We start from the raw sequence: 23,018 nt of genomic DNA on the forward strand, positions 1-23,018 counted from the left end.
ATGACCAGCCATATCGACCGTCGCGCGATCCTGACTGGCATGGCGACCGGCACTGCCGCTTTCGCCGCCATGCCCTCGCTTGCTAAAGCCGGGGAGGCCGCGCCCGTCGCCGGCGATGCGGACGACCGCAGCTATGCCCTGGCGCTGCTCGAACGCATGGCCAGCCCCGTGCTGTCGCGCATGGCCAGGGGGCAGTTGCAGGCGCAATGGAAGCCCGAACTCAGCCCGACCTGGGATGGCCGCAATCCCAAGGTCGCCTTTCTGGAAGCCTTTGGTCGGCTGATCGACGGCATCGCGCCCTGGCTTGCCCTGCCCGATACCGATGGCGCCGAAGGGCGACTGCGCGCCCGGCTGCGCGATCAGGCGCTGGCGAGCTATATACATAGCGTCGATCCCAAGAGTCCCGACTATCTGCTCTGGCAGGCGGAGGGACAGCCGCTGGTCGATTCCGCCTATTTCACCAGCGCCCTGCTGCGCGCGCCGCAGGCATTGTGGGAGCCGCTCGACCGGACAACCAAGGACCGGATCATCAAGGAAATACAGGGGCTGCGCCGGGTCGCGCCGCCTTACACCAACTGGCTGCTGTTTGCGGCGATGAACGAGGTGTTCCTGCTGTCGGTTGGGGCGCAATGGGATCCGATCCGGGTCGACCTGGCGCTGCGCAAATTCAGCGAATGGTATGTCGGCGATGGCTGGTATGCCGATGGCGAGCATTTCCATTTCGACATGTATAACAGCTATGTCATCCACCCGATGCTGACCCAGATTTGGGACGTGCTGGTCCGCTGCAATGCGCGCTTCAACGCGCTCGATCCCAAGGAACGGCTCGCCATCCAGATCCAGCGGATGCAGCGCTTCGGTGAGGCGCTGGAGCGGATGATCGGCCCGGACGGCGCCTTCCCGCCGGTCGGCCGTTCGCTCACCTATCGCACTGCCGTTCACCAGCCGCTCGCCTATCTTGCCTGGCGCAAGCTGCTCCATGCCAAGCTGCCCGAGGGCCAGGTGCGCGCGGCGACCATGGCGACGCAGCGCCGCATTTTTGCGAATCCCAGCAATTTCGATGCCGATGGCTTCCTGACGATCGGCTTTGCCCGGCATCAGCCGAGCCTTGGCGACGTCTATTCCAACGCCGGCAGCATGTATATCACTTCGGAAAGCCTGCTGGCGCTCGGCCTGCCTGCCTCCGACAGCTACTGGACCGCGCCGGCCCAGCCCTGGACCATGCGCAAGGCCTATGCCGGGCAGGATTTCCCGAAGGACTATTATATCGCCAATTGAGGCGGCCGGCGTCGCCCTGCGAAGGTCAAGTCTTTCTAATAAGCGGCCCAGCAAAGCTTGACAGACATATTTCTACTTAATTGGCAGATAAAGTCCTCTCATATCAGACGAGGACTTGGATATCATGGCGTGGACGCAGCAGTGGACGGATAGGCTGGCCCGGTTCAGGGCGGCGGCCCGGCGCGAATTGCTGCGCGATGCCACGGTGATCCTGTTCGAACGCGACGATAGCGCCGCGCGCGGACGGGAAACGGCCGGCGGTCGCTGAGATGTTGTCCAGACGCAATCTGCTGGGCGCGGCGGCGGGTAGCCTGCTGCTCACCGCCTGCGGCACCGCTGGCAAGGGCCGGCCGAAACTGCGGGTGTCGATCACCGGCAAGGGCGACGGGGACACGCGGCTGCTGTTCAAGGCGGCGGGCATCCAGCCAAGCGGCTTCGACCTCGTTTATAGCGAGTTCCAGTCCGGCCATCTCGTGGTCGAGGCGCTCAATGGCGGATCGCTCGATTATGGCGGGATGAGCGAAATCCCGCCGATCTTCGCCGCCGCTTCGACCATCCAGAGCTTCCGCCAGATCGCGGTCGCCCATGGCGACGTCAATAACCAGGTCGTGCTGGTGCCGAAGGGATCGAGGGCGCGCTCCATCGCCGACCTCAAGGGCAAGCGCGTCGGCTATGTCCGCGCCACCACCGCCCAATATTTCCTGATCCGGATGCTGGAAGAAGTCGGCCTGAGCTGGGACGACATCACTCCGGTCGCGATGGGCGTGTCCGATGGCGCGGCGGCCTTCTCGCAAGGGGCGCTGGATGCCTGGGCGATCTATGGCTTCCCGATCCAGCGGGCGATCGCGACAGAGGGTGCGCGGATCTTGCGCACCGCTTATGGTATCCTGTCAGGCAACTATCTCGTCTCCGCCCATGTCGATGCGCTGGCCGATCCCGACAAGGCGGCGATCATCCGCGAATATCTGGCGCTGGTGCAACAGGGCTTTGGCTGGGCGGCGGCACATCAGGACGAATGGGCCGGCATCGTCGCCCAGGATATCGGCGTGCCGCGCGACTATGTGCTCGACCAGTTCCGTCGCAAGAGCGCGACCTATGAGCTGCGCCCGGTCACGCCCCAGGCGATCGGATCGCAGCAGCAGGTCGCTGATGTCTTCTTCAAGGCCGGGCTGGTTCCCAAGCGGGTGGATGTCCGCCCGTTGTGGGATGCCCGCTTCAACGACGCCATTCCCAAGAGAGGCTGATATCATGGCCACCCAGGCAATTTCCGTGCGGCCGCAGCCGCCCGAAGGGCCGGTGCCCGCCGACCAGCTCGACCGGCTGACCCGGTTGCTGGCGGCCAATGCGGAGCAATATGACCGCAGCGCCGAATTTCCCCGCGCCAATTTCGACATATTGGCGCAGCAAGGGCTGATCGCGCTGACCGTGCCACGCGCGCATGGCGGGCGGGGCGCGTCGGTTTCCGAAGCGCTGCGGGTGCTGGCGGCGGTGGCGAAGGGCGATCCCTCGACCGCGCTGATCCTGTTCATGACCTATCATTATCATGCCACGCCCAACCGGGCGCGCGGCTGGCCGGCGGACGTCTACGAGACGCTGGCGCGCGATGCGGTGGCGGGCCGGGGCCTGATCGGCGGGCTGCGGGTCGAGCCGGAACTGGGCACGCCCGTGCGCGGTGGCCTGCCTGCCACGATCGCCCGGCGCACGGCCCATGGCTGGGCGATCAGCGGCACGAAGATCTACTCGACCGGATCGACTGGCCTCGACTGGTATTCGGTCTGGGCGAAGACCGACGAGGATGCTCCACGCGTCGGCAATTTCCTCGTCCGGGCCGGCAGTCCGGGGGTGGAGATCGAGCCGGCCTGGGATCATCTGGGGATGCGCGCGACGGTCAGCCATGCCGTTCATTTCACCGATACGCCGACGCCGGCCGACCATGCGGTCGACATTCGCCGGCCGGAGGAATGGGGCGCGCCCGATCCGGTCCAGACGCTGTGGAATGCGCTCTCCATCTCGGTCATCTATGACGGGGTGGCGCGCGCCGCGCGCGACTGGCTGCGTGGCTATCTCAATGATCGGGTGCCGAGCAATCTGGGCGCATCGCTCGCCACCCTGCCGCGCGTGCAGGAGAAGTTCGGCGAGATCGAGGCGCTGTTGCAGGTCAACCGCACGCTGGTGCGCGACGCGGCGGCGCGGATCGATGCCGGCGATCCGCCGCCGGCGGTCGAGGCCAATGCGATCAAATATGTCGCCACCGCCAACGCCATCCGCGCGGTCGAGATCGGGCTGGAGCTGACCGGCAACCCCGGCATCAGCCGCCATAATCCGCTGGAGCGCCATTATCGCGACGTGCTGTGCAGCCGTATCCATTCGCCGCAGACCGACACCATCCTGATTGCCGCCGGTCGCGCGGCGCTGGGGAATTGAGCCCATGTCCCTGATCATCGCCAGCCAGATGGAGCCGGATTTCAACCGGAGCCTCTCCCGCCACCCGTCCGCTCCCGTGCTGATCGACGTTGCCGAGGACGCGCCCTGGAGCGCCGCCGACGAGGCCGACATATTGCTGATCCGCCCGTCGCCGGCCTGGCGCGCGCCGGAGGTGCGCCGGCCCGCACCCTGGCCGGGGCGCCTGAAATGGGTCTACAGCGCGTCGGTGGGGGTCGATTTCTATCCCGACTGGCTGCTCGACGCACCGCTCGTCACCTGTGGCCGGGGTGTCGCGTCGGAGGAGATCGCCGATTATGCGATCGCCGCCATTTATGCCCATGCCAAGAATCTCGATGCCGTCACTGTCCGTTCGCGGGCGCAATGGGGACCGGCGCAGCTGGGCCGGGTATCGGGAACGACCATCGGCATCATTGGCATGGGCGCGATCGGCGCGGCGGTGGCGCGGCGCGGCCTGGCGCTGGGCGCGCAAGTAATCGGCGTGCGGCGATCCGGCGCGCAGCCCAGCGTGGCGGGCGTGCAACTGGTCGGCGATGTCGGGACTTTGGTGGAGGAGGCGGATCATATCCTGCTCGCCGTGCCGGCCACCGCCCAGACCCGCCATCTGGTCGATGATGCGCTGCTGGCGCGGGTGCGGCCGGGCGCGCATCTCATCAATGTCGCGCGCGGATCGGTGGTCGATCAGGCGGCTCTGGTGCGGGCGCTGGATGATGGCCGGCTCGGCTTTGCGACGCTGGACGTTACCGATCCCGAACCGCTGCCGGAGGGGCATGTCCTCTACACCCATCCCAGAGTGCGGCTGACCCCGCATATTTCCAGCAATTACCAACTGGTACGCCATCGCCTGCTGGAAAAGATCCAGGACGATCTGACCCGCTTCGTCCGGGGCGAGGCGCCGTCCGACATCGTCGATCCGGCGCGCGGTTACTGACGTCTGGATGACCGGGCACTAAAGTCCGGTCACCGTTTCGCGCGCCAGTTCCGCCAGTCGATGGGCGGCGCGGTCCAGCTTGTCGCTGGTGCGCAGGATTGCGGCGACGCGGGGCAGGGTAGGCAGCCGCTCATGCTCCAGCACCGTCATGTCATCCTGGAACAAATGGGTACGCGCGGTGATGCCCAGCCCCGCGGCCACTGCCGCGCGCAGCGTGGCGAGGTTGGGGGTCTCGACCGCGATCCGCCATTGCAGCCCCATATCCTCCAGCGCGCGGATCGCCGCCTCGCGGAAACGGCACGGTTCCTCCAGCACCGCCAGCGGGATCGTGTCGCGCTCGACCAGTTCGGCCGTGCCATACCAGCTCATCGGCGCCACCGTGACCGCGCTGCCATCATTGGGCGCGGCAAAGCCCAGCAATATGTCCAGTTCGCGCCGGTCGAGCAGCGCCTGCAACTCCGCCGTGCCCGCCACCCGCGCATAGATTTGCGCATCCGGGTGCAGCTCGGCAAAGCGGGAGAGCAGGCCCGAAAGCAGGCTGTCGGCGAAATCCTGGACCATGCCGATCCGCGCCGGGCCGGCAAAGCGTCCGGCGCTGACCGCCGCCACCGCCTCGTCATGCAGGCTCAGCACGCGGCGCGCATAGTCGAGCAGCACCTCGCCCGCCGAGGTCAGGTGCAGGCGGCGGCCTTCGCGCAGGAACAGCGACTGCTGGACCAGTTCCTCCAGCCGCTTGATCTGCAGGCTGAGGGCGGATTGGGTGACGAACACCTGTTCCGACGCATTGAGCATCGACCCGGTGTCGACGATCGCGACAAAGCTGCGCAGGAGATTGGTCGGCAAATTGACCGGCACGGCATATCCTTCTGATGGTGAAAGGGGCCGATCCGATGCCGGGCACGGGCCTGTGCTTATGATCCATGCCAATATATCAATCAAAATAGTAGAGTTTGTCCGGGGGCAGGAAAAGCTATCCCGCTCATCGCGCGCCGAAATGCCCGGAATAAGGGGCGAATGGCGACTTATGATTTTCCCTAATAGACCGACACGATAAAACTCAATTGAATGAGTAGAGAATTGATGTTGGATGAAGGCGACTTCACCAGCATGACGGATGGACATGACCGCATTGGCAATAAGGGGCGATACGCCGTCGCAGCGCGCCAGACGCCGCTTCTCCCTCGCTCGCTTCGGCGGCCGATGGCTGTCACCTTTGCTGCTACTTTTGCTGTGGGAACTGGGCTCGCGCACGGGCCTTATCCCGGAACGCACGCTGGCCGCGCCCTCCGCCGTGATCGGCACGCTGATCCAGATGGTGCTGAGCGGCGAATTGCCCTCCAACCTGCTCGTCTCCTTCGCCCGCGTCGCGGTCGGCCTGCTGATCGGCGTCGGCCTGGGGCTGGCGCTGGGGCTGGCGGCGGGCCTGTCGCGCGGCGCGGAACTGGCGATCGACCCGCTGATGCAGATCAAGCGGACCATTCCCGCATTGGCGCTGACGCCGCTGTTCATCGTCTGGTTCGGCATTGGCGAGACGCCCAAGATCGCGCTGATCGCCTTCGGCACCATCTTCCCGGTCTATCTCAACCTCTATGCCGGCATTCGCGGCGTCGATCCGCGCCTGCTCGATGCCGCCAAGAGCTTCGGCCTCAGCCGCTGGGAACAGGTCTGGCACGTCGTGTTGCCCGCCGCCTTGCCCTCGCTGCTGGTCGGGCTGCGCTATGCGCTCTCCATCTCGATCCTGGTGCTGGTGGTGGCGGAACAGATCAACGCCTCGGCCGGCCTTGGCTATCTCATCAACAATGCCCGCGACTTCATGCGCACCGACATCATCGTCGTCTGCCTCATGGTCTACGCCATTCTCGGCCTCGGTGCCGACTGGCTGGTCCGGTCCCTCGAAGCCCGCGCCCTCGTCTGGCGCCCCAGCATAGTGGAGAATTGATCATGGACGCGCGCCTCGGCTTTTCCAGCATCGACAGCGCGGCCCACCAGCCGCACCCCGAACCGGTCGTCCGCCTGCAGCACTTCACCCGCAGCTTTGGCGCCAACCGCATCATCGACGGGCTGGACCTGGAAATCGCGCCGGGCGAGTTCATCGCCCTGCTGGGCCGGTCGGGATCGGGCAAGACCACCTTGCTGCGCACCCTCGCCGGGCTGGACGATGCCGGCGGCCAGGATGTGGAGGTGCCCGACAGCCGCGCCGTCGTGTTCCAGGATGCGCGGCTGCTGCCATGGAAGCCGGTCTGGAAGAATGTCGCGCTGGGCCTGAAAGGCGGTGCCATCCGCGACCGGGCGCAAGCCGCGCTGAAGGAGGTCGGCCTTGGCCATCGGCTCGACGCCTGGCCGCTCACCCTGTCGGGCGGTGAGGCGCAGCGCGCCGCGCTCGCCCGCGCACTGGTGCGCGAACCCCAATTGCTGCTGCTCGATGAGCCCTTTGCCGCGCTTGACGCGCTGACCCGCTATCGCATGCATGACCTCGTCCTCTCGCTCTGGCGGACGCACAGGCCGGCGGTGCTGATCGTCACCCATGATGTCGAGGAAGCGATCGCGCTGGCCGACCGGGTGCTGGTGCTCGACAAGGGACGGATCGTCGCGGAGGAGCGCATTCACGCCCCGCGCGGCGAGCGCGCGGGTCTCGCCGGCCGACTGCGCGAACAGCTTCTGTCCCATCTGGGCGGTGACCATCACGGTGAAGGCGTATTGCCCTTCGCCCGCCAGGCGGAGGCGGCGGAATGAACGCCGTCACCACGATCGACCGGCCGGTCGATACCAGCCGCCTGCGCGGCTTCGTCACGGCCTTGGCCGATCTGATCGCCTGCACCCGCGACGAACAGGCGCTGCTGGAAAGCGGCCGCACCCTGCTTGCCCGGCTGATCGCCCGCGACGACTGGCTGCCGCCCGAATATGCCCGGCCCGATCCCGATCGCTATCAGCAATATCTGCTTCATTGCGACAGTCGCGAGCGGTTCAGCATCGTCAGCTTCGTCTGGGGGCCGGGTCAGTCGACCCCGATCCACGACCATGGCGTCTGGGGGCTGGTCGGCGTGCTGCGCGGCAGCGAGCAGGTCGAGCGGTTCCATCGCCTGCCCGGCGGCGGACTGGTCGCCCAGGGCACCGACCTGTTGCGCGAGGGCGAGGTCGATGCCGTGTCGCCCCGGATCGGCGACATCCACCGCGTATCCAACGGCCGGGCCGATGCGCCGTCGGTCAGCATCCATGTCTATGGCGGCAATATCGGCGCGGTCGAGCGCGCGACCTTCGCCCCTGACGGCACACCCAAAATCTTCATCTCCGGATACGCCAACCGCGTCATCCCCAACCTCTGGGACAGATCGAGAAACGCATGACCACCGACATATTGGACCGCATAGAGGTCGCCACCCCGGCCGATATCCGCACCGCCCTGATCGCCCGTGACGAGATCGCCCTGATCGACGTGCGCGAGGAACATGATTTCGCGCAGGGCCATCCGCTCTTCGCTGCCCAGATCCCGCTGCGCCGCATCGATGAGGAAGCGCGCTGGCGCATCCCCCGGCTCGACACGCCGATCATCGTCTATGATGCGGGCGAGGGGCTGGCGCGCCGTGCCGCCGTGCGGCTGCAGGGGCTTGGTTACACCGATGTGCGCGAACTGGAGGGCGGCCTCAGCGCCTGGAGCGATGCCGGCTATGAACTGTTCGAGGATGTGAACAGTTACTCCAAGGCGTTCGGCGAACTGGTCGAGCATCGCCGCCATACGCCCAGCCTTGCGGCGGAGGATGTGCAGGCGCTGATCGACGAGAAGGCCGACATCGCAATCCTGGATGCGCGCCGTTATGACGAATATCATACGATGAGCATCCCGACCGGGACCAGCGTGCCCGGCGCTGAACTGGTGCTGCGTGCCGGAACGATCGCGCCCGATCCCGACACCACCATCATCGTCAATTGCGCCGGGCGCACGCGGTCGATCATCGGCACCCAGTCGCTGGTCAATGCCGGCGTGCCGAACAAGGTCTATGCGCTGCGCAACGGCACGATCGGCTGGACGCTGGCCGGACAGGGGCTGGAAACCGGTCAGGTGCGCGCCGCGCCGGAGGTCGATGGCAAGGCGATCGAGGCGGCCCGTGCCCATGCCCGCGACGTCGCCTATCGCGCCGGGGTCAAGTGGATCGGCTGGGACGATCTGGAGCATCTGAAGGCTGATACCGCCCGCACCCTCTATCTCTACGATGTGCGCCAGCCGCGCGAATATGAGGCAGGGCATCTGCCCGGCTTCCGCAATGCGCAGGGCGGCCAGCTGGTGCAGGAAACCGACCATAATGCGCCGGTGCGCGGCGCCCGCATCGTCGTCACCGATGATCTTGGCCCGCGCGCCGACATGAGTGCCTCCTGGCTCGCCCAGCTTGGCTGGGAAGTCTATGTCCTGTCGGTCGACTGGTCGGCGGTGGTGTTGGAACGCGGCAGCGACGGCGCGCCACCCCCGCGTGGACCCGAGGGCCGCTACAAGCGCCCCTATGAGGGCACCGACAACAAGGCCGAGAAGATGCAGGCCTATCTCGACTGGGAATATGGCCTTGTCGCCCAGCTCGAAAAGGACGGCACCCACGGCTTCTACGTCATCTGATCTTCGGGAAGGAATGACCCCATGAGCGTCAAGTTCATCGGCTATATCGGCTTCAACAATGGCTCGGAAACCCAGGCGGCGGTGCGCAGCCGTGTGCTCGACAAGGACTATGTCGAGGCTGCGGCGAAGGCGCAGGAAGATGGCGGCTTTGATCGCGTCCTCATCCCCTTCGGTTCCAACAGTCCGGAAAGTCAGATCGTCGCGGCCCATGCCGCCGCGCTGACTAGCAGGCTGGGCTTTCTGGTCGCCCATCGGCCCGGTTTTACCCAGCCGACCGTGGCCGCGCGCCAGCTGGCCACGCTCGACCAGCTATCGGGCGGGCGGGTCGCGGTGCATATCATCACCGGTGGCGCCGACGAGGAAATGGCGCGTGACGGCGACACCGGCACGGTCAAGGCGCAGCGCTACCAGCGCACCGACGAATATCTGACCATCCTGCGCCAGGAATGGACGGCGGCCCAGCCGTTCGATCATCGCGGCGACTTCTACGACATTCGTCAGGCCTTCAGCGCGATCAAGCCGGACAATCTGCCGGTTTTCTTCGGCGGTTCGTCGGCCGAGGCGATCGAGGTCGCCGGGCGCCATGCCGACGTCTATGCGCTCTGGGGCGAAACGCTCGAAGCGGTGCAGGACACGATACGCCAGGTGCGCCGTGCCGCCGCCCGTCATGGCCGCAATCCCGGCTTCTCGCTGTCGCTGCGCCCGGTGATCGCCGATACCGAGGAAGCGGCCTGGAAGCGCGCGGCGGAGATTGAGGAGCAGGTGCGCGCCAATCGGGTCGCCGCCGGACTTCCGCTGACCGGCCATCGCCCGCCCAATGTCGGATCGCTGCGCCTGCTGGAGGCGGCCAGGGCCAACCGGCAGGACAAGCGGCTGTGGACCGGCGTCGCTGCGCTCACCGGCGCGGCCGGCAATTCCACCGGCCTGGTCGGCACGCCCGAACAGGTGGCCGATGCGATGCTCGATTATTATGACATCGGCATCGATCATTTCCTGATCCGCGGTTTCGATCCGCTGGGCGATTCCATCCTCTATGGCCGCGAACTGCTGCCGGTCGTCCGCCGCAAGGTGGCCGAGCGGGAGAAGGTCGACGTCGCGCTCGCGGGCTGACATGGCGAGCAAGAAATCGATCCTGATCGTCGGCGCGCTGATCGCCTCCGCCGGTGTCGCCTTCGCTGTCACCCAATATCGCACTGAACAGGTGCCGGTGCTGCGCGTCGCCAACCAGAAGGGGCAGGTCAAGGCGATGATGCTTGCCTCTGGCGCGCTAGACGGCGCCTCCTACAAGGTCGAATGGTCGGAATTTCCCGCCGCCCAGCCGCTGCTGGAAGCGGTCGGTGGTGGCGCCGCGGACCTTGGCCTTGCCGCCGACGCGCCCTTCATCTTCGCCTATCAGAGCGGCAGCCCGGTCAAGGCGATCGCGGTGCAGGCACCCGCCAACCAGGCGGCCGAGGCGCTGGCGATCCTGGTGAAAAATGGCTCGCCCATCCGATCTGCCCAGGATCTGGTCGGCAGGACGATCGCCACCACGCGCGGATCGATCGGCCATCACCTGCTGCTCCAGGCGCTGGAGCGGGCGCATATCCCCGCCGACAAGGTCAAGGTCACCTTCCTGCCGCCGGGCGATGCCAAGGCTGCCTTCGACAGTGGATCGATCGACGCCTGGTCGACCTGGACCCCCTATACCAATGTCGCGGTCAAGGAAGGGGCGCGGGCGGTTGCTGACGCCAAGGATTACGGCCTGCCGCTTTATATCGACATCGCCCATGATGCCTCGATCGCGCCCAAGCGCGCGCTGCTGGCCGACTTCCTGAAGCGTGAGGCGACGGCGGTCGCCTGGGCCCGCGCCCATCCCGACCAGTTCGCCGCCGTGCTGGCCAAGGAAACCGGCCTGCCGATCGACATCGCCCGCGCCAGTTTCGAACGCAGCAACCGCATTTCGCAGCCCGTCGATGCCAAGGTGATCGCCCATGAGCAGGCGATCGTCGACCGCTATCGCCGCGCCGGCCTGATCGATCCCAAACGGGACGTGGCGCAGGCCTTCGACACCAGTTTCGGATCCTGACGCAAGGAGCTTGCCCCATGGCCACCATCCTCAAGGATGATCGTTTTTCCCGCACCGGCATCAGCGAAGCCGAATGGAAGGTGCGGATCGATCTCGCCGCCTTCTACCGGCTCTCGGCGCTCTATGGCTGGGACGATTTCATCTACACTCATATTTCCGCCCGCGTGCCGGGGCCGGACCATCATTTCCTGATCAATCCGTTCGGCCTGATGTTCGATGAGATCACGGCATCCAGCCTGGTCAAGGTCGACCTCGACGGCAATGTCATCGGGGAGAGCGACTATGGCATCAACTATGCTGGCTATGTCATCCATTCGGCGATCCACGGCGCGCGCGACGACGCCCATTATATCGTCCATTTCCACAGCGCCGACGGCATGGCGGTTTCGGCCCATGCCGAAGGGCTGCTACCGCTCAATCAGCGCGCATTGGCCCTGATCCCGCGCCTGTCCTATCATGACTATGAGGGCGTGGCGCTGAACCTGGACGAGCGCGAGCGGCTGGTGGCCGATCTGGGCGATACCAAGGTCATGCTGCTGCGCAACCATGGCACGCTGGCGCTCGGCGCGTCTCCGGGAGAAGCATGGAGCGGTATCTATCAGCTCGAATCCGCCTGCACCGCGCAGGTCCGTTCGCTCAGCGTCGGGCGCGACAATGTGCTGATCGCGCCGGAGAAGGCGCAGGCGGAAGTGAAGCGCCAGATGTCGCGCGAGCGCCAGCCGGTCGAAGGGCGGCGCACCCATTATGATCTGGTCTGGGAAGCGGCGCTGCGCAAGGCATCGCGCCAGGCAGCTGGCTATGACGCCTGATCTATAAGGATTAATCGGCGGCTTTCCGCCAAGTCTCATTGGCGTCGCGTGTCCCGCGGCGCCATTTTCCTATTTCCAGCAAAGGAGACAGGCAGATGGCGACGATCGTCGGCGACAATTTGAGGGCGCGCTATGCCGCGCTTCAGGCAGAACGGGAACGGGACTGGCCGCCCGCCCAACTGGCGCGCAACGCGGCGCAGCGGCAGCAGTTGGTGGCACGCTTCGATCCGGCGACGGTGGCGCAGCCCGGCGATGTCCTGCCCGACCTGGGGTTCGATGATGTCGATGGCGGCACCCTGACGCTCGACGCGCTGACGGCGCAGGGATCGGCCTTGCTGATCTTCTTCCGCTTCGCCGGCTGCCCTGCCTGCAACATCGCCTTGCCCTATTATGCCGAGACGCTCTGGCCGGTGCTGCGCGAGCGCGGTATCCCGCTGGTTGCGCTCAGCCCGCAGCAGCCCGATCGGCTGGCGGAGATCAAGCGCCGCCACGATCTGCCCTTCGCCGTCGCGACCGATCGCGACAATCAACTCGCCCGCCTGCTCGGCATCAGCTTCGTCCCTGATGATCGCCCGTCGCCGCCGCCCGCCGGCTGGATCGGCGAGGTGACCGGCACCGGCAGCTGGGAATTGCCGCAGCCCGCCGTGCTGCTGCTGGGGCCGGGCCGGGTGGTGCAGCGCTTGCAGGTCAGCCCCGACTGGCTTGACCGACCGGAGGCGGATGATATCCTCGCCTGGCTGCGCTGAACGCAACAAAAAGGGCCCGGCAATCAAATTGCCGGGCCCTTTTTGTTCGATCGGATCAAGCTGCTGACCGGGCGTCCCGTGCTGCGCTATATCGATTGTCGGGCACTGTGAGGCCCAGATGCTCGCGGAAGGTCGTGCCCTCATAGTCGGTGCGGAACAGGCCGCGCTGCTGCAGGATCGGGATCACCTTGTCGACGAACAGCGCCAACTGTCCCGGCAGTGGCTCGAACAGGACGAAGCCGTCGGCCGCGCCACTTTCGAACCAGCGCTGCAACTGATCGGCGACCGTCTCAGGCGAACCCACGAAGGCGCCGCGCGGCGTTGCCAGCCGTTCAGCCACCTGTCGTAGGGTCAGCCCCTCCGCCTCGACTTCGGCCAGGATGCGCAGCGTCCCGCTCTGCTGGCTGTTGAGGCCCAGATGCGCGACATCGGGGAAGGGGGCGTCCAGATCATATTGGCGGAAATCATGGTCGTTGAAGGTGCGCGACAGGAAGCCGAGGCCGGTGTCGATTGACTCCAGCGCGGCGAGTTCGCGGTAGCGCGCCTCGGCCTCCTCGTCGCTGTCGCCGACGATCGCCGCGATGCCCGGCAGGATGAACAGCTGGTCGGCATCGCGGCCAAAGCCCTTCGCCCGCGCTTTCACGTCGGCATAATAGGCCTGCCCTGCCTCGATCGTCTCGGCATGGGTGAAAATCACTTCGGCCCGGCGGGCGGCGAAGTTGCGGCCATCATCCGACGCGCCGGCCTGGAAGATCACCGGCTGCCCCTGCGGCGTGCGTTTGATGTTGAGCGGGCCGCGCACCTGGAAAAACTCGCCCTTGTGATCGAGCGCATGCAGCCGATCGGGATCGACGAATTGGCCGCTTTCCTTGTCGGCGACATGGGCGCCGTCTTCCCAGCTATCCCACAGCCCCTGGACCACATCGAGATATTCGGCGGCGATGCGATAGCGCACGGCATGGGCGGGATGTTCGCTCTTGCTGAAATTGGCGGCGGTGTCGCCCAGCCAGGACGTCACGACGTTCCAGCCGGCGCGCCCGCTGCTGAGGTGATCGAGCGAGGCGAATTGCCGCGCGACGTTGAAGGGTTCGGAATAGCTGACCGTCAGCGTGCCGACCAGGCCGATCCGGCTGGTGGTTGCCGCCAGCGCCGACAGGATGGTGATCGGCTCGAACCGGTTGAGATAATGGGGGCTCGATCGTTCGGTGATCGACAGGCTGTCGGCGACGAACAGGAAGTCGAACTTGCCCCGTTCGGCGGTCGCCGCCTGTTCCTGATAGCGGGCAAGGCTGGTGCTGGCATTCACGTCACGATCGGGATGGCGCCAGTCATGCCAGGTGCGGCCGACGCCATGCAGGATGAAGCCGAGCTTGATATGCGGAGAACGGGCCATGGCCTTGTCCTTCTGCTGGAGGGGAGGGTGAGCCCATTCCATTTACGCCCGGACGGTTCGCGCGACCAACGCGGACTCATCAAGCGCATATGAAATGGGCCAATAGGGCGGGCGTCAGTAGGAGAAGCGAGCGCTCAGCATCACCGTCGCGGGATCGGCATAATTTTTATAATAGACTCCGGTCGAGGGGATGTAGGTCGAACTGACCGGCTTGTTCGCGCCCAGGATATTCTTGCCCTGGATGGCGAACTGGAAACGGTCGTCCGGCAATATCCAGGTGATTGAGCCGTTGACGAAGGTCTGGCCCGGCACCTGGTCCTGCGGCCGGGCGAGGGCGTTCTGATAGAAGCTGCTCTGATATTGGGCGTTGGCCGACAGGCGCAATATGCTGCCCGACGCACCCATCGGCAGCGCATAATTGGCGCCGCCCGACAGGGACCATTTGGGCGCGTTCAGCAGCGGATTGCCATCGGCGTCGACGCCATTGCCGCCCGCGCCCTTATAATCGTCATAAATGGCCTTGAGATAACCGGCCGACGCCTGGAGCGAGAAGCGCTCCGACAGGCGCAGGTCATTTTCCAGTTCCACGCCCCAGCTATGCGCCTTGCCGGCATTGCCCCGGCGCGAGCCGACATAGACAGGGTCGTAGAAGGATACCTGAAGGTCCTTGTAATCATTGTAGAAGATGGCGAGATTGCTGCGCAGCGCGCCACCGAACAAGGTGGCCTTGAGGCCCCCTTCATAGGTCGAGACCTTTTCCGGATCGAAGGGCAGGGTGGCCATGTCCAGCCGGGTCGCGCGATTGTCGAACCCGCCCGATTTGAACCCGCGCGAATAGGTGAGGTAATTGAGCAGATTGGGCGTCCATTGCGCCTGCACCGACAATTTCGGTGTCAGTGCCTTCCAGGTCTTTTCCGCCTCGCCGGCGATCGACTGGGCCACGACATTGCGATCATCGTCGATCACCTTGTTGTCGAAGACGAAGCGCTTCCTTTCGATGGTGCCGCGCAGGCCGGCGGTCAGGCTGAATATGTCATTCGCCTTCCAGGTGCCCTCGCCGAACACGGCATAGGCATCGGTATAGGTGATGTTGTGGGCGCGCAGCCGATTGATCGGGGCGGTCGCGGCCGTGCCGGTGCGGCTGAAGCCATCGCGCTCCACGAAGAAGCGTTCATGCAGGTAGAAGAGGCCGCTGGTAAAGCTGAGGTCGCCAAAGTCGCCGTTCAGCTGCACCTCCTGGCTGAAGGCCCGGTCATTATAGTGGATCAGGTTCTTCTGGATCAGCGCGGCCTCGCCGTCATTCTCGTAATTGACGGGGTTGAGGTTGAAGCCAGTATAGGCGCTGATCGACTTGATAGAGAGACTAGGCGACAGGTCATAGACCAGCCGCAGCGACGCGCTGCGCGAATTGAGATGCTGGTCCGGTTCGACCTCCGAATAGGATCGGCGGCGGCTGAAGCTGCCGGGCTGGTTGACCGGAATATAGGACCGGGTATCGCTGCGGTCGCGCAGGATGTTGACGGTCAGCAGCGCGTCGAGATTGGCGATGCCGGTATAGCGCAGCTTGCCGCGCCAGGCGTCGAGGTCGATCCGGTTGACGTCATGGCCCAGCGTCGGGTCGTAGGTGACGCCGTCGCGGGTACGATGGATCCAGGCGATGCTGCCCGACAGGTCGCCCGCGATCTTGCCGCTGACCAGCGCCCGGCCCTGTACGTCATTATAGCTGCCATAGCCCAGTTCGGCGGTGACATGGGTGGTTTTGTCGGGCGCGCGGGTAATGATGCGCAGCGCACCAGCCGACGAGTTGCGGCCATAAAGCGTCCCCTGCGGCCCGCGTAGCAGCTCGATCCGTTCCAGATCGACAAATTCGCTCATCGAGGCGATCTGGCGCGGGATGTAGACATCGTCGACATAGATGGCGAGCACCGGCTCCTGGATCGGGTCGGATTCGCCCACGCCGCGCAGCGAGAAGGTCTGGGTGGTATGGCTGATCGACGTCCGCGCCACGAACAGGTTGGGCACCTGGCCGGCCAGGTCGCGGACATTGGTGATGTTGCGCTGCTCCAGCGTCTCGGGCGTGAAGGCGGAAATGGCGATCGCCGTCTTCTGCAGGTCGGTCGCGCGTCGCTCGGCGGTGACGATGATGCCGCCGCCGGCGTCGCCATCCTCTTCCGGCGCGGGCGCCTGTGCCCAGGCCGACCCGGCCATTGCCGCGGCCAGGATCGCGCCGCCGCTGGCGCCCAGGAAAATCCCTTTTGTCATTGTTCCCCACTCAACCGTGATCCGCCACGGCTTGGGACCGAGCGTTAACTGTCAACTAAAGTTGTAGACAATTTGCGCAAATGAGTTCGGGCAATGTGGCGGGAGAATGGCTCATAGATTCGTGCGGCAGAGATGGGGGCGCCGATCATCGGCTGTGGTCAGCTTCGGCGTGCTCCGCGCCCGCTATAAAGGGTAAGGGGCGATAGCCGCAGATTATTCCGGATCAGCAGCTCCGCGCAGGAGCGGATATCGGCGGTCAGCCGTTCGTCCAGGGGTATTGTGGGGGCAGAGCTGAGGCGCTGGGCATCGGCCAGCGAGGCAAGCAGGACCAGTTCGTCGTCACTGACATAGCGGGCGCCGGGCGGCTGGATGCGCAGGCCGCATTCGATGGCGATCCTGCGCAGGCGGGCGAAGCTGTCGATGGCCGCGAGACCGATCCGCTGCTCCTCGCCCCGCAGCATTGCGAGCACCCGGCGCTCGGTCCGCGTGCGGCGATGGAGGGGTAGGGTGGAGCGGTTCACAGCGCACGCGCCAATGTCAGCGAGACGACGGCACCCTCCCACTGGTTGCGCTGTTCCTGCCCGCTATAGCTGCCTGCCCGGCTTGGACTGTAGAAGCGGCGCAGCCGATGATAATCCTGACCGTTGAGCGCGCTGGCCCGCAGCGTCGTCTTGAACCCGGCCAGCGCCGTGGTTTCGACATAGGCATCGAACGCGGCATCGTCGCGCCAGGTCAGTCGCTCACCGGTGTAGAAGACATCGCCCTGTTCGGCGGCGGTATAGCTGATCCCCCAGGATGAACGCAGTTTCGGCACGTCGTGGCGGAACTCGGCGGTCAGGCTGCGTGGCGCGATATCGTCCATCTTCCTGTTGTCTCCGGTTACAGGGTCGCGCATGCGCGATCCCCGTAGCGTGCCGTCGAGCGTGAGCCGCGCGCCACGCAGGGCGGCATCGAGCGGCAGGGTTGCTTGCGTGCTGATGCCCCATTGCCGGGCATTGCCGATCGTCCCCAGCGCTTCGTCGCCGGTGGGGAGGAGGAGATAGCCAAGCATCCCCTGATGCCATTGATGATAGGCCTCGACCGCCAGCGCGCCGCCCTTGCCCCAGCGATGATCGGCACGGGCAAGGGCGCGGGTAATGCGGGCTGGGCGCAATTGCGCATTTCCACCGAGCGGCCGGCCGTCGGCCTGATTTACCGACGCAGCGAAGTCGCCGAAGTCGAGCTGATCGACCGTGCGGCGGATGCCCAGTCGCAACTGGCTGGTATCGCGCGGCGACCAGACCAGAGCGGCAGACGGTTTCCAATAGGACAGGCTTTGCTCGTTCGCAGCATCCCCCGTAACGCGGATGCGCGACAGTTCGAACGCCATGCCGCTTTCCAGCGTCCAGCGCTTGCCGAGGCGCAGTGTGACATTGGCAAAGGCCTCGCCCCGCAGTTCGGACACACGGCTATTGGCGTTGGCCAGGGTGATCGGCGTCAGGCCGCTGCCATTATCCTCCGCATAGTCGAGGGCACTGTTGAGCCGGTTATAGGCGATCTCCATCCCCAGTTCGGGGCGGAGCATATGGTCACCACCCCGCGTCAGCGTCGTGCGACCGACCAGCTCCAACGGCTTCTGCGCCAGCGTCGAAACGCCACGATAGCCCGGCTCGACATAGTCCTCGTTGGTGGTCAGGCGTTCGACCCGACCGAGCCCCACCAGCTTTGCCGACCAGTCCTTGCCAAGGGTGCGGGTCCAGTCGAGCCCCAATTCGCCACTGCGCCCCTTTTCGTCATAGCCGATGGTCCGCTCGATCATCGCTGCACCGTCAGTCGGCGTGATCATGATCGCCCGGTCGGATTCATAGCCATCCCGATTGAGCCGCAGATTGAGCGTCAGCGTACCGCCGGCCAGCGCGCCGGATGTCGATGCCGCAAGCCCGATCTCCGGTGCCTTGCCGATGATGCGCTCATGCCGGGTCTCGGTCGGCATGCCATTGCCGTCGCTGATATGATAGATGCCGTCGATCGGATAGCGGACCTGCTCGACCGACAGTTCCACATTGCTCTGCCAGCCGGCAATCTTGCGTGCATGGCTGATCTGGGCAGAGGGCGATATTCGGCCGTCGCGGGTATGGCTGAGCTTCAGCGAGGCATTGCCCGATCCACTCCCATCGGTGCGCAGGATGACATTGGCGACCAATGTCTGTCCCTGTGCCTCGGCCGCGTCGGTCCCGCGCAGCAGCACGACCCGCTCGACGCGTACGGCACCGATCCGGCGCAGCACTTCGGTAATGCCGCCGGCCTTCACCGTAGGCCGCTGGCCATCAATGAGCACATTGCCGGCCGCGCCGCCAAAACCGCGCAGGCTGTTGCCCTCGCTCAACAGGAAGCCGGGGGTGCGCTCCAGCATGTCGAGCGCGGTCTGAGGCTGAAAGGGCGCGTAGAAATCGGCCGGATAAACCGGATCAGGACCAGCCGGGACGATCGGCGGATGAGCTGGCGGGCTGTTGTTCTGAACTGCTTCCTGTTCACTCGCCATCGCGCCCGCCGTCATGGCAAGGCCGGCCATCATCGCATGGAACAGCATCATTGCAGGAAAGACTTTACCGGCACGACCCGTTCGATGCTTTCGGCCTTCACATCCTCGGGTGGCTCCAGGATAGGCTGCCGGGGCATTGACTGCGACTGTTCCGTCCGGAACTGTTCGGGGCCGGGCGGCACTTCGCTTGCCGCTTCCGGTGGCGCAGCCGGCGGAGCCACGGCAAAGATGCTCAGCGTCGGCGCCGATTTCGGCACGACATAATCGGTCAGTGGCGTATGGGGGAGAGGGGGCGAGGCCATATCTATTCCGAAAGCATGAGCAGCAGCATGGCGGGTGGCAGGGCTAGGAGGGTCATGACGCTCCATGCGCGCGCCGGATTGCGTGCGTGAAAGGCGCTCATTGCGATCACCGCGAACAAGGCAAAGCTGGCAAGCGTAACGCCGGTGACGGCTTCGACCGCATCAGTGCCAAGGCGAACGAGCAGGCGGGAAAGGGCCGCAGTGACGAGCGCGGTCAGGCCATAGGCACCCAGCGTGCAGGCCGTGATCCGTCCGGCATTGGCCCAGCGCGCACGAGCGACAGAGCTGAACCCGATCATGGCCGCACCCAAGTGAGGATGCGCTCGCGATTGCAATTGAGCGTCACGATCGTGACGGCGCCGGCGCTCAGCCAGCCGAACCAGGCGACGCTGCCATAACCCCAGCCAAGGCCAAGGCCTGCGATCAGGAAGGCGATGCTCAGCAGCGCAAAGCCCGCCTGGCGCAATCGGCGTGATTGCTGGTCGGGCAGCTTGCGACGAAGCCAGTCCTGCTGGTGGCGGGCCATCGCCAGAAACAGCAGCGCAAAGCCGCCGAGCGACAGCAGGGCTGTTGCGACATGGGTCATGCCGGCACCTCCTGAAAATCTTGCTTGGGCTGGCGCGTGCGGCTGCGCGCCTTGGCCTTGGACTGGTGGGTTGCCACCTTGCGGGCGGCAAAGGCGAAGCCGGTGGCGGTCAGGATCATCATCAGGTCGAACAGGATGAAGATAGCGTCACCCGCCATCACGCTGGCGGGCAGGCCGCGGGGCGTGGTGGCGGCGTTGACCAGCGGAATGGCGGCATAGAGCAGGGCGCAGGCGGCCAGCGTCTCGACCCAGGCCTGCCGTGCCGGCCGGCCCAGGCTCCAGATGAAAATCGCGCCCCAGGCGATGAACAGAGCGTTGACCTCCCAATCGGCGCGTCCGACCATGGTCGGATCGAGCAACCGGTTGGCGAGGAAATAGACGGCGATCCCTGCCGATGCGCCGGCGATGACGCCGATGTTCAGCCGTTCGACCAGACGGAAACCGAAATGGGGCCGGGCCGGATCGGGCAGCTTGGCGCGACGCTTGACCGTCCACAGCACCAGCCCGCTGCCGACCATGATCGTGCCGCCCACGCCGGAAAGGAAATAGAGCCAGCGCAAGGCCGGGTTGGCATAGCGGCCGGCATGGAGGTCGATCATTACCCCCTTGGTCGCGGTCGCTGCACCGCCTTCGCGCGGGCCGGCCAACGGTTCGCCGGTGGCGCCGTTAAGGTAGAGCATCGGCTGGTGGCCGCCCAGCGTTTCGGTGCGGGGCCAGATCCGGACGATAGCGGCTGCATTGCCGGGATGGCTGATGCTGACATAGCTGGGCTCGAAACCGGGACGCAAAGTGCGGGCACGCTGCAGCAGTTCGGGGATCGGGCGAAGGACGGCCTTGGTTTCGCTCGGCTCGCTCTTCGGCCCGGACGGGAAGGCGGCCTCATAATAGGCGTCGGTCGACGGGAAATTTGCGCTGATCGCCCATGGCATCAGGGTGAAAAGCAGGGTGACGAGCCCGGTATAGGTGATCATCAGATAGAAGGGCAGGGCGAGGACGGCGGTCACATTATGCGCGTCGAGCCAGGAGCGCTGGCCCTTGCCGAAGCGCAGCAGGAAGAAGTCAGTGAAGATCTTCTTGTGGGTGACGACGCCGCTCAGGATCGCGACCAGCATGGCGAGTGCAGCCAGGCTTACGAGCAGGCGCGCCCACATGACCGGCATATAATGAAGGTCGAAATGCATGCGATAGAGGAAGAAACCGCCGCGCGTATCGCGCACGCTGGTCAGGGCGCCGCTGGTGGCATCGAGCGTCCGTTCCTGCTGACTTGAGCGGTCGCCGCCCGCCGGTGTCCAACCGATGGAGAAGCCTTCGCCGCCGCGCGAACCGGGAAGGGAGAGCGTCCAGTCGTCTGCACCCGCGCCTTCCTTGCGCAGGATCGTGTCGGCGGCGTCGATTGCCTTATCACTGACCGGGGCGGGCGTCAGTTCGGGGCGCATCCATTGCGATATTTCCTGCTGGAAGAAGGCGACCGTGCCGAACAGGAAGATGACGAACAGCAGCCAGCCGGGCAGCAGCCCGGTCCAGGTGTGCAGCGTCGACATGGTCTGGCGCAACGATGCCTTCATGATGCCTTGCCTCCAGCGATCTCTACTGACCTGTGCTCGTGCATAACCCGCTGTTCGCTAATGCCCATCAATGCCCTGTTCGGTTGACGTTTGGCGGGGCCGGTTCTCCAAAAAACCGTCAAGAAATATTGGAAACCGTCCCGTTGCCCACAAAATGCCCACCCCTTTCGCTGGCGTATGGCCGGATGCATCACCGCGTCGGGAGGGTGCTGTTAACGCAAATGAGATTTATTTGCAAAACAAGACATTTGATTTTTGGGACGCCATGAAAAGTCCGCCAGATCAGTGCGAATAGATGTTATCCAAAATGTGACATCCCTCTGGCCGGACAGCGTAAATTGCAATTCTCGGCTTGTGCAGGACGCTGCCAAGACATGCCAATGAAGCGCCGGCAAATTGTTGATAATGGCGGTATGAAATCAGCAATTGACAGGATCGGCTTTGGAGCATCCAGCTCATGGCAGGCCGCGCGGATGCTATCACTTATGACCGCTTCATCACTTCATCGGAGCCGGTCTGTGAGACGTCGCTGGACGCAACCTTGTGGCGCCTGGCTGTGAATTGGGTGGTGGCGATGGAGCCTGACCGATCATCGACGGAGGCTAAGGCGCTGGGCAAGAATCCCAATTGCGAGACGCTGGCATCGGTGACACCGGCCTCAAGCGAACTTCCCCTGATGCTGAGCTTGCTGCTATTCCTGCCACAAAGCTGGGCATAGCGCGTGCATGTCCAAGGCGGGCATGCAACTGACCTTCCCAGTGACAGGCCACGGTCGTCCACAGGTGCCTCATGCGCCGGACTTCATCGCCATGCCTTGATGTCGATAATGGCCTGCGCCTTCTTGCAGTCCAGAAGGCTCGTTCAGGCAGGACAGGAAAAAAGTCCTGGACCCACCTCCTCAACCCACCTTGCCGGCAGCGCATCAGGCCATAATTGAGCGCCTGGGTCGTTCAGCTGGGCGCCTATGGCTCGCCGCCGATCGCCAAGCAAAAGTGGATGTCGATGGCGCGGGTGAATGACCGCCCGGCAGCCTTCCCGGTGCTGACCAGCCAGGCGACCGTCAATGGCCGGACCTTCCACCGGATCGCGATCAGCGGTTTTGGCAGCCGTGCGGATGCGCAGACTTTGTGCCAGTCGATCAAGGCGCAGCACGGCCAGTGTTTCGTGCGGGAAGGCGCGCCGAACGCGACGCCGCAGCGCTGGGCCGTGGCATCGACGCGCGGTCGCCAGTTCGCATCGCGCTGATCGCACGGCGCCTTCAGGCGTGATCATGACTTCATGCGGGCCGGGCCGAGAGGTTCCGGCCCGCAATGCATTTGCGCGCCGCGAGTGTCGCAATCGTGCGATGCGTTGAATTTCGGATTGTCTGGAACCAGCCCGGCCTTGCCAAGGGCTGAAATAGTGGCTCCCCGAGTAGGATTCGAACCTACGGCCATTCGATTAACAGTCGAATGCTCTACCGCTGAGCTATCGGGGAGCAGCCCCGCTTGCGCCGGGCAGGCCGCGCATATGCAG

The 23,018-nt window shown here is 65.1% G+C and carries 23 protein-coding genes, 1 tRNA gene and 1 pseudogene; 15 read left to right on the plus strand and 10 right to left on the minus strand.

Features of this window, described 5'->3' with window-relative positions:
• From AC13EK_RS02525 to AC13EK_RS02545, 5 genes are all read left to right on the plus strand, one after another.
• On the plus strand, positions 1-1,278 hold the full coding sequence (locus tag AC13EK_RS02525) for a DUF2264 domain-containing protein (protein WP_483022007.1): 1,278 nt from the start codon (positions 1-3) through the stop codon (positions 1,276-1,278).
• Between the two features lie 124 nt (positions 1,279-1,402).
• Positions 1,403-1,546 carry a hypothetical protein gene (locus tag AC13EK_RS02530; RefSeq protein ID WP_170828772.1) on the plus strand — a complete coding sequence of 48 codons (144 nt, stop codon included), beginning with the start codon at positions 1,403-1,405 and terminating at the stop codon, positions 1,544-1,546.
• Between the two features lies 1 nt (position 1,547).
• Complete coding sequence (locus tag AC13EK_RS02535; protein WP_277788241.1) at positions 1,548-2,522, plus strand: ABC transporter substrate-binding protein; 975 nt, start codon at positions 1,548-1,550, stop codon at positions 2,520-2,522.
• A 4-nt stretch (positions 2,523-2,526) separates the two neighbouring features.
• Positions 2,527-3,702 (plus strand): acyl-CoA dehydrogenase family protein, encoded by a 1,176-nt coding sequence (locus AC13EK_RS02540; RefSeq protein WP_069338609.1) that lies wholly within the window; start codon positions 2,527-2,529, stop codon positions 3,700-3,702.
• Positions 3,703-3,706: 4 nt separating this feature from the next.
• Positions 3,707-4,651, plus strand: a complete 945-nt coding sequence (locus AC13EK_RS02545; protein WP_069338610.1) for an NAD(P)-dependent oxidoreductase — start codon at positions 3,707-3,709, stop codon at positions 4,649-4,651.
• Positions 4,652-4,669: 18 nt separating this feature from the next.
• Here AC13EK_RS02545 and AC13EK_RS02550 read toward each other — a convergent pair whose 3' ends face one another.
• On the minus strand, positions 4,670-5,506 hold the full coding sequence (locus AC13EK_RS02550; protein WP_069338611.1) for a LysR substrate-binding domain-containing protein: 837 nt from the start codon (positions 5,504-5,506) through the stop codon (positions 4,670-4,672).
• Between the two features lie 265 nt (positions 5,507-5,771).
• On the opposite strand from AC13EK_RS02550, the gene AC13EK_RS02555 reads away from it, so the two are divergent.
• The 8 genes from AC13EK_RS02555 (at position 5,772) to AC13EK_RS02590 (ending at position 12,874) form a co-directional block, all read left to right on the plus strand.
• Positions 5,772-6,590 (plus strand): ABC transporter permease, encoded by an 819-nt coding sequence (locus AC13EK_RS02555; protein WP_069338654.1) that lies wholly within the window; start codon positions 5,772-5,774, stop codon positions 6,588-6,590.
• A gap of 2 nt (positions 6,591-6,592) precedes the next feature.
• On the plus strand, positions 6,593-7,384 hold the full coding sequence (locus AC13EK_RS02560; RefSeq protein ID WP_069338612.1) for an ABC transporter ATP-binding protein: 792 nt from the start codon (positions 6,593-6,595) through the stop codon (positions 7,382-7,384).
• A complete protein-coding gene (locus AC13EK_RS02565; protein WP_069338613.1) occupies positions 7,381-7,995 on the plus strand; it encodes a cysteine dioxygenase family protein in 615 nt (204 codons plus the stop codon). The genes AC13EK_RS02560 and AC13EK_RS02565 overlap by 4 nt, the downstream gene beginning before the upstream one ends.
• The gene (locus tag AC13EK_RS02570) at positions 7,992-9,254 is read left to right on the plus strand and encodes a rhodanese-like domain-containing protein (RefSeq protein WP_069338614.1); all 1,263 of its coding nucleotides are present in this window, start codon (positions 7,992-7,994) and stop codon (positions 9,252-9,254) included. The genes AC13EK_RS02565 and AC13EK_RS02570 overlap by 4 nt, the downstream gene beginning before the upstream one ends.
• A gap of 21 nt (positions 9,255-9,275) precedes the next feature.
• Positions 9,276-10,364, plus strand: coding sequence for an LLM class flavin-dependent oxidoreductase (locus AC13EK_RS02575; RefSeq protein WP_069338615.1), 1,089 nt, complete (start codon positions 9,276-9,278; stop codon positions 10,362-10,364).
• 1 nt (position 10,365) lies between these two features.
• Positions 10,366-11,319 (plus strand): aliphatic sulfonate ABC transporter substrate-binding protein, encoded by a 954-nt coding sequence (locus AC13EK_RS02580; protein ID WP_069338616.1) that lies wholly within the window; start codon positions 10,366-10,368, stop codon positions 11,317-11,319.
• A gap of 17 nt (positions 11,320-11,336) precedes the next feature.
• Positions 11,337-12,128, plus strand: a complete 792-nt coding sequence (locus tag AC13EK_RS02585) for a class II aldolase/adducin family protein (RefSeq protein WP_069338617.1) — start codon at positions 11,337-11,339, stop codon at positions 12,126-12,128.
• A gap of 95 nt (positions 12,129-12,223) precedes the next feature.
• Positions 12,224-12,874, plus strand: coding sequence for a peroxiredoxin-like family protein (locus AC13EK_RS02590; RefSeq protein WP_069338618.1), 651 nt, complete (start codon positions 12,224-12,226; stop codon positions 12,872-12,874).
• 55 nt (positions 12,875-12,929) lie between these two features.
• On the opposite strand, the gene AC13EK_RS02595 is transcribed toward AC13EK_RS02590, so the two are convergent.
• The 8 genes from AC13EK_RS02595 to AC13EK_RS02630 form a co-directional block, all read right to left on the minus strand.
• Positions 12,930-14,267 (minus strand): LLM class flavin-dependent oxidoreductase, encoded by a 1,338-nt coding sequence (locus AC13EK_RS02595; RefSeq protein WP_069338619.1) that lies wholly within the window; start codon positions 14,265-14,267, stop codon positions 12,930-12,932.
• A 114-nt stretch (positions 14,268-14,381) separates the two neighbouring features.
• Positions 14,382-16,529, minus strand: a complete 2,148-nt coding sequence (locus AC13EK_RS02600) for a TonB-dependent receptor (protein WP_277788242.1) — start codon at positions 16,527-16,529, stop codon at positions 14,382-14,384.
• Positions 16,530-16,687: 158 nt separating this feature from the next.
• Positions 16,688-16,990: a hypothetical protein gene (locus tag AC13EK_RS02605; protein ID WP_010336602.1), complete on the minus strand. Its 303-nt coding sequence runs from the start codon at positions 16,988-16,990 to the stop codon at positions 16,688-16,690.
• 56 nt (positions 16,991-17,046) lie between these two features.
• On the minus strand, positions 17,047-19,101 hold the full coding sequence (locus AC13EK_RS02610; protein ID WP_069338621.1) for a TonB-dependent receptor plug domain-containing protein: 2,055 nt from the start codon (positions 19,099-19,101) through the stop codon (positions 17,047-17,049).
• Positions 19,098-19,352: a hypothetical protein gene (locus AC13EK_RS02615; protein ID WP_069338622.1), complete on the minus strand. Its 255-nt coding sequence runs from the start codon at positions 19,350-19,352 to the stop codon at positions 19,098-19,100. Before AC13EK_RS02615 ends, AC13EK_RS02610 begins: the two co-directional genes overlap by 4 nt.
• A 2-nt stretch (positions 19,353-19,354) precedes the next feature.
• The gene (locus AC13EK_RS02620; RefSeq protein WP_069338623.1) at positions 19,355-19,651 is read right to left on the minus strand and encodes a hypothetical protein; all 297 of its coding nucleotides are present in this window, start codon (positions 19,649-19,651) and stop codon (positions 19,355-19,357) included.
• The gene (locus AC13EK_RS02625; RefSeq protein WP_069338624.1) at positions 19,648-19,938 is read right to left on the minus strand and encodes a DUF3325 domain-containing protein; all 291 of its coding nucleotides are present in this window, start codon (positions 19,936-19,938) and stop codon (positions 19,648-19,650) included. Before AC13EK_RS02625 ends, AC13EK_RS02620 begins: the two co-directional genes overlap by 4 nt.
• Positions 19,935-21,503, minus strand: coding sequence for a PepSY-associated TM helix domain-containing protein (locus AC13EK_RS02630; protein WP_069338625.1), 1,569 nt, complete (start codon positions 21,501-21,503; stop codon positions 19,935-19,937). The genes AC13EK_RS02625 and AC13EK_RS02630 overlap by 4 nt, the downstream gene beginning before the upstream one ends.
• Before the next feature lie 457 nt (positions 21,504-21,960).
• Between AC13EK_RS02630 and AC13EK_RS02635 the strand changes: the two genes are divergently transcribed.
• Positions 21,961-22,221, plus strand: a complete 261-nt coding sequence (locus AC13EK_RS02635; RefSeq protein ID WP_069338626.1) for a hypothetical protein — start codon at positions 21,961-21,963, stop codon at positions 22,219-22,221.
• A 218-nt stretch (positions 22,222-22,439) separates the two neighbouring features.
• Positions 22,440-22,748: pseudogene (locus AC13EK_RS02640) on the plus strand (SPOR domain-containing protein); the annotation flags it as partial.
• Between the two features lie 157 nt (positions 22,749-22,905).
• Here the strand turns inward: AC13EK_RS02640 and AC13EK_RS02645 are convergent.
• A tRNA-Asn gene (locus tag AC13EK_RS02645) sits at positions 22,906-22,980 on the minus strand.
• Positions 22,981-23,018 lie beyond the last annotated feature (38 nt).

This window comes from Sphingobium sp. L-44, assembly GCF_056859495.1.

Excerpts from the sequence above, each read along its gene's own strand:
- AC13EK_RS02525 (WP_483022007.1), top strand. The coding sequence starts at position 1 with ATGACCAGCCATATCGACCGTCGCGCGATCCTGACTGGCATGGCGACC.
- AC13EK_RS02530 (WP_170828772.1), top strand. The coding sequence starts at position 1,403 with ATGGCGTGGACGCAGCAGTGGACGGATAGGCTGGCCCGGTTCAGGGCG.
- AC13EK_RS02535 (WP_277788241.1), top strand. The coding sequence starts at position 1,548 with ATGTTGTCCAGACGCAATCTGCTGGGCGCGGCGGCGGGTAGCCTGCTG.
- AC13EK_RS02540 (WP_069338609.1), top strand. The coding sequence starts at position 2,527 with ATGGCCACCCAGGCAATTTCCGTGCGGCCGCAGCCGCCCGAAGGGCCG.
- AC13EK_RS02545 (WP_069338610.1), top strand. The coding sequence starts at position 3,707 with ATGTCCCTGATCATCGCCAGCCAGATGGAGCCGGATTTCAACCGGAGC.
- AC13EK_RS02555 (WP_069338654.1), top strand. The coding sequence starts at position 5,772 with ATGACCGCATTGGCAATAAGGGGCGATACGCCGTCGCAGCGCGCCAGA.
- AC13EK_RS02560 (WP_069338612.1), top strand. The coding sequence starts at position 6,593 with ATGGACGCGCGCCTCGGCTTTTCCAGCATCGACAGCGCGGCCCACCAG.
- AC13EK_RS02565 (WP_069338613.1), top strand. The coding sequence starts at position 7,381 with ATGAACGCCGTCACCACGATCGACCGGCCGGTCGATACCAGCCGCCTG.
- AC13EK_RS02570 (WP_069338614.1), top strand. The coding sequence starts at position 7,992 with ATGACCACCGACATATTGGACCGCATAGAGGTCGCCACCCCGGCCGAT.
- AC13EK_RS02575 (WP_069338615.1), top strand. The coding sequence starts at position 9,276 with ATGAGCGTCAAGTTCATCGGCTATATCGGCTTCAACAATGGCTCGGAA.
- AC13EK_RS02580 (WP_069338616.1), top strand. The coding sequence starts at position 10,366 with ATGGCGAGCAAGAAATCGATCCTGATCGTCGGCGCGCTGATCGCCTCC.
- AC13EK_RS02585 (WP_069338617.1), top strand. The coding sequence starts at position 11,337 with ATGGCCACCATCCTCAAGGATGATCGTTTTTCCCGCACCGGCATCAGC.
- AC13EK_RS02590 (WP_069338618.1), top strand. The coding sequence starts at position 12,224 with ATGGCGACGATCGTCGGCGACAATTTGAGGGCGCGCTATGCCGCGCTT.
- AC13EK_RS02595 (WP_069338619.1), bottom strand. The coding sequence starts at position 14,267 with ATGGCCCGTTCTCCGCATATCAAGCTCGGCTTCATCCTGCATGGCGTC.
- AC13EK_RS02600 (WP_277788242.1), bottom strand. The coding sequence starts at position 16,529 with ATGACAAAAGGGATTTTCCTGGGCGCCAGCGGCGGCGCGATCCTGGCC.
- AC13EK_RS02605 (WP_010336602.1), bottom strand. The coding sequence starts at position 16,990 with ATGCTGCGGGGCGAGGAGCAGCGGATCGGTCTCGCGGCCATCGACAGC.
- AC13EK_RS02610 (WP_069338621.1), bottom strand. The coding sequence starts at position 19,101 with ATGATGCTGTTCCATGCGATGATGGCCGGCCTTGCCATGACGGCGGGC.
- AC13EK_RS02615 (WP_069338622.1), bottom strand. The coding sequence starts at position 19,352 with ATGGCCTCGCCCCCTCTCCCCCATACGCCACTGACCGATTATGTCGTG.
- AC13EK_RS02620 (WP_069338623.1), bottom strand. The coding sequence starts at position 19,651 with ATGATCGGGTTCAGCTCTGTCGCTCGTGCGCGCTGGGCCAATGCCGGA.
- AC13EK_RS02625 (WP_069338624.1), bottom strand. The coding sequence starts at position 19,938 with ATGACCCATGTCGCAACAGCCCTGCTGTCGCTCGGCGGCTTTGCGCTG.
- AC13EK_RS02630 (WP_069338625.1), bottom strand. The coding sequence starts at position 21,503 with ATGAAGGCATCGTTGCGCCAGACCATGTCGACGCTGCACACCTGGACC.
- AC13EK_RS02635 (WP_069338626.1), top strand. The coding sequence starts at position 21,961 with ATGGCAGGCCGCGCGGATGCTATCACTTATGACCGCTTCATCACTTCA.